Origin of the sequence: Actinoplanes sp. NPDC051633, assembly GCF_040681735.1 — a bacterium.
Lineage (GTDB): Bacteria > Actinomycetota > Actinomycetes > Mycobacteriales > Micromonosporaceae > Actinoplanes.
In genome coordinates, this window is the sequence record NZ_JBFAZH010000739.1 from 1 (window position 1) to 3,949 (window position 3,949).

Below are 3,949 nucleotides of genomic sequence, written 5' to 3' on the forward strand. Positions count from 1 at the left end.
CTTCCATGTAGTCGATAATATTTTGTTTTAACCGACACGGTCAGGGCACCGCTGAGGCCGACGACGGTGAACTGCGCGTCGACGCTGACCCCGATAAGGGTCGTCGCCGCCCAGCCCAGCGCCCACACGACGGGCATGGCGGCAGCCCAGGCCCACCGGGATCGGGTCCGGCGGGGCAGGGCGGCGGCCTGCGGGGCACCGAGCAGCAGACCGGTGATCGCGCCCATCAGCATCAGGTCGGCAAGGGAAGTGCGGTAATCGACCGCGGCGGCCCCGAGGAACAGCCCGAGGCCCATCCCGACGGTGGTCGCCGGAATCCACCGGCGCGGGTCGAGGCGCCGCCGGCTGAGTGCCGCCTGGGCGGCGCCGATGATCGACCCGACGATCGCACCGCCGGTGAGTGCCGACAGTGGACTGTCGACCCGTCCGGCGACGGCGGTTCCGGCAAGACCGGCGAGGGGAAATGCGAGGAGCCCTGCGGTCCAGATCAACCAGGTCCGCAGGAACGATGTCGGGGGTGCTTCGGGGTGGGTCATGGTGCTCAGCTCCTCGGGCCGGCGGTGACCGGCCGGCGTGCGACGAAGGCGCGGACGGCGGTGGTGCCGGCGAGCGGGTTGGGGACGGGGTGCCGGAGGACGGTCAGGCCGAGGGCGGCGACCGAGGCGGCGCCGATGGTGGTGGCCGCCCGCAGCACCGGGTCGTTGCGCCGGCGGAGGACGGCCGGCAGAAGCAGGATCGGCACGGCCAGGATCGCGTACGTCCACGCGGTCGCTAACCAGGTCCACACCAGGCCCGCGCCGCCGGCCGCGAAGGCCGGCAGAACCACGCTGCCGGGTTCCCGCAGGATGCCCGGCCAGTCGAAGGTGGACGACAACACCGTCGCCGCGGCGGCGAACGGGACGGCTCCCGTCAGGAACAGCGCGCCGGTCGACCGGCGGAGGCCCGTGCCGGTGGTGGTCATCTCGGTCCGATCTGGTCGTCGATCGTTGGCGCTGGACACTGTACAAATAATGTACGCTGTGAAGAGTGACAGGAGGGATCATGGGAACAACGGCCGGACGGCGGCCTCGCGGTCCGCGGCGGGCCTTCACCGAGGACGAGATCCTCGACGCCGCGCTGACCCTGCTCGACGAGGGCGGGCCCAACGCCGCGACCGTGCGCGGCATCGCCGCCAAAGTGGACGTGTCCCCGAACGCGGTGTACACCTACTTCCCGGACAAGGCGGCCGTGTTCCGGGCCCTGGTCGAGCGGCTGCTCGGCCAGGTCGACCATGGCGTCTTCGCCGACCGCGGCCAGCCATGGCGGCAACGCGTCGAAGCCCTCGCCCTGGAACTACGAGCCCGCCTGACCGCCCACCCCGGCGCGATCGGCCTCGTGATCAGCGCGCCCATGGCCGGGCCGCACGCCCGCGCCCTCAACGAACAGCTCCTCGAACTTCTCGCCGAGGCCGCACCGACCACGTTCGACGCCGCCCGGGCGGCGCACCTGCTGCTGGTCTACGTGTTCGGATCCATCGCGCTCGAGGTGGCCGACCACGGGCAGGCCGGACCCCTTCCGCCGGAAGCGGAACGGGCGGGCAGCCGACACCGGGCAAGCGCCGCCGCAGAGCCAGACCGGTTTCCCCGTTCCACGGCCGCCGCGGACGTGATGGCCGGCTACGTCTCCACCGAGCAATACGTCTGGGGACTGCACCGCCTGCTCGACGGCATCACCGCGAGCGCAAACGGCAACTCGCAACGTTCACCCTCATCCACGGCCGGAGACACCACGGGGCACTGAGTTCGGCCACGCGCCGAAGGAGCACCAACCATGACGCAGATCCGCGGCACGCCGATGGCCCGCCGCACCGTGTCCCACCAATCGCCACACACCGCGTCGGGAATCGACGTCTCGCCGCGCCTCGCCGGACGCATCGCCGGATGGGGAATCCTGGCGATGGCGCTCATCGCGCCCTTCGCCGAGTTCTACGTCCGCCGGCGCCTCGTGGTCCCGGGAGACGCAGGCGCCACGGCCACCAACCTCACGGCCCACGAATCCCTCTTCCGCCTGGGCATCGTCGCCTTCCTCCTGGTGATCATCCTCGACGTGCTGGTGGCATGGGCGCTGTACGTCCTGCTCAAGCCAATCAGCAGCAGCGTCTCGATCCTCATGGCCTGGACCCGGCTCGTGTTCGCCACGATCTTCGCGGTCGCCGTCGTCGACCTCCTCGACGCGGTCAACCTCGTCACCGCCGCGCCCTCTCCGGCCGCCTACGAGCCCGCCCAGCTGAACGCGCAGATGATGACGTCCCTCGACGCCTTCAGCACCGGCTGGGCCGTCGCGCTGGTGTTCTTCGGCATCCACCTGAGCCTGATCGGATATCTCGCGCTGAAGTCCGGCTACCTGCCGAAGCTGGTGGGCATCCTGCTCGTCGTCGCCGGTATCGGCTACGCCGCGGACAGCTTCATCCTCTTCCTGGTGCCCGAGTACATGGCCACAGCGGCGATGTTCACGTTCGTCGGCGAACTCGTCCTCGCCCTCTGGCTGGTGATCAGAGCCAGGAAGGTGCCGAACCCGGCCGACCCCGGCACCGGTCGACGCAGCGGTCATTCCACGAGCGAAGGCGTCAAGGACCCGGTACCCACTCGGGCCTGACACGGCTCTATGCCAGAAGGCAATCCATCGACCGGCGCGTTCTGCCAGGCGTCCACAGGCGCACGTCGCAGGCCCACCGCCCGCATTTGTTGCGAGTCCTGAGTCATTCACCGCATTTCCCGGACGCGAGGAGAGAAGTCATGGAAACAGCACAAGGCCGAGATGGCGCTGGTCGCGCCGCCAAGCGGAAGATCTGCATCGTCGGGGCCTCCGGAAAACTGGGGCAGTACATGGTGCAACACGCCCTGGACCGCGGCTACGAGGTGGTCGGCGTGTGCCGGCAAGCCAGCGTGGGCAAGCTCGACGCGTTCCAGGGCCGCATCACGGTCATGCCCGGAGCGACCGATGACCGTGAGGTCATCAGGCGCGCGGTGGCCGGATGTGACGGCGTGTTGACCGTGTTGGTCCCGCGAGGCGTCAACCACTACTCGGCCGGTACCGCCCAAGCGGTGCTCGACTACGCACCTACCGGGGCACGCCTCATCTTCTCCTGCGGGTGGCACATCACCCGCGACGGCCAGGACGTGTACTCCTGGAAGCTCAAAGCGCTCGTGAAGATCGCCGGTCCGCTCGCGAAACTCGCCCGCTTCGCCGACCTCGACGACCAGGTGGAAGCGTGCCGCCGGGTGTTCGCCAGCAACACACGGTGGACCGTCGTGCGCGGCAGCGACTTGGAGGAGGGCGACAGCCAGGGTCTACCGGTGTGGAGCCGACATGCCGGCGACCCGATTCTCCAGAGCAACGTGACCCGCCGCGTGGACTTCGCCATGTTCATGGTCGAAGCCCTCACCGACGACGAGCTCGTCCACGAGGCACCGGCCATCGTCGGCCGCAACACCCCCTCGGCGCTTGCGAACGCCGGCGCCAGCAGGGACGGGCCGAGATGACCTAAGCAAGACCCCAAAACACGCGCATGTCGCGGCAGGAGAGCCCTCAATGATCACCGTCGAACACCTCACCAAGAATCTCCGCGCTGGTCGCTCAGGCCCGTTCGATGATCTGGCTGGTGGGTAGCCGCGGGGTGTGCGGGACGGCGGGGTCGGCCGGGTCGGGCGTGCCGAGGCGCAGCACCAGGTGCGGGTAGCCGAGGCCGGCCAGCAGGTGTCGCATGCGCTCGCGGGTGGTGGTCAGCTCGATGGTGGCGCTGAGCGGCAGGACCGCGATACCGAGTTCGGTGGCGGTGAGCCAGGCGGCGGAGAGGGCCTCGCCGGCCCTGAGCCAGTCAGGTCTGCCGTCCTCGGGTCCGTAGAGAATCCCGAACGTCGCGGCGTGTTCGTGGGCCGCGGAGACGGTCAGATCGCGGTCGTGGCGGAGG

Annotated in this window: 4 protein-coding genes and 2 pseudogenes; 3 read left to right on the top strand and 3 right to left on the bottom strand. The window is 69.6% G+C overall.

Going from position 1 to position 3,949, the window contains the following annotated elements; genetic code table 11:
• Both AB0M20_RS30975 and AB0M20_RS30980 read right to left on the bottom strand, forming a co-directional pair.
• Positions 1-536, bottom strand: a pseudogene (locus AB0M20_RS30975) (hypothetical protein); the annotation flags it as partial.
• A gap of 5 nt (positions 537-541) precedes the next feature.
• On the bottom strand, positions 542-1,000 hold the full coding sequence (locus AB0M20_RS30980; protein ID WP_364303869.1) for a DUF4386 family protein: 459 nt from the start codon (positions 998-1,000) through the stop codon (positions 542-544).
• Between the two features lie 41 nt (positions 1,001-1,041).
• Between AB0M20_RS30980 and AB0M20_RS30985 the strand changes: the two genes are divergently transcribed.
• The 3 genes from AB0M20_RS30985 to AB0M20_RS30995 all read left to right on the top strand — a co-directional run bounded on the left by AB0M20_RS30985 (position 1,042) and on the right by AB0M20_RS30995 (position 3,521).
• A complete protein-coding gene (locus AB0M20_RS30985) occupies positions 1,042-1,779 on the top strand; it encodes a TetR/AcrR family transcriptional regulator (protein ID WP_364303870.1) in 738 nt (245 codons plus the stop codon).
• 30 nt (positions 1,780-1,809) lie between these two features.
• Positions 1,810-2,634 carry a DUF4386 domain-containing protein gene (locus AB0M20_RS30990; RefSeq protein ID WP_364303871.1) on the top strand — a complete coding sequence of 275 codons (825 nt, stop codon included), beginning with the start codon at positions 1,810-1,812 and terminating at the stop codon, positions 2,632-2,634.
• 140 nt (positions 2,635-2,774) lie between these two features.
• Positions 2,775-3,521, top strand: a complete 747-nt coding sequence (locus tag AB0M20_RS30995; protein WP_364303872.1) for an NAD(P)H-binding protein — start codon at positions 2,775-2,777, stop codon at positions 3,519-3,521.
• A 94-nt stretch (positions 3,522-3,615) separates the two neighbouring features.
• On the opposite strand, the pseudogene AB0M20_RS31000 reads toward AB0M20_RS30995, so the two are convergent.
• A pseudogene (locus tag AB0M20_RS31000) lies at positions 3,616-3,949 on the bottom strand (nitroreductase); the annotation flags it as partial.